Raw genomic sequence first — 337 nt, forward strand, 5'->3', positions numbered from 1 at the left:
GAACTCGACGCTCCGATCATCCGCAAGGACATCGACGTCGCCGAGATGATCAAGTACACCTGCAACGTGTGGCACGCCACCAAGGTGACCTTCGCCAACGAGATCGGCAACATCGCCAAGGCCGTCGGCGTCGATGGTCGCGAAGTGATGGAAGTGGTCTGCCAGGACAAGACCCTCAACCTGTCCCAGTACTACATGCGCCCAGGCTTCGCGTTCGGCGGCTCCTGCCTGCCCAAAGACGTGCGTGCCCTGACTTACCGCGCCAGCTCCCTGGACGTCGACGCGCCACTGCTCAACTCGCTGATGCGCAGCAACGAATCCCAGGTACAGAACGCCT

Annotated in this window: 1 pseudogene; it reads left to right on the forward strand. The window is 61.7% G+C overall.

Features of this window, described 5'->3' with window-relative positions:
- Nucleotides 1-337: pseudogene (locus NR073_RS11085) on the forward strand (UDP-glucose 6-dehydrogenase); the annotation flags it as partial.

Origin of the sequence: Micrococcus sp. Mcc28 (genome assembly GCF_024519775.1) — a bacterium.
GTDB classification, from domain to species: Bacteria; Actinomycetota; Actinomycetes; order Actinomycetales; family Micrococcaceae; genus Micrococcus; species Micrococcus luteus.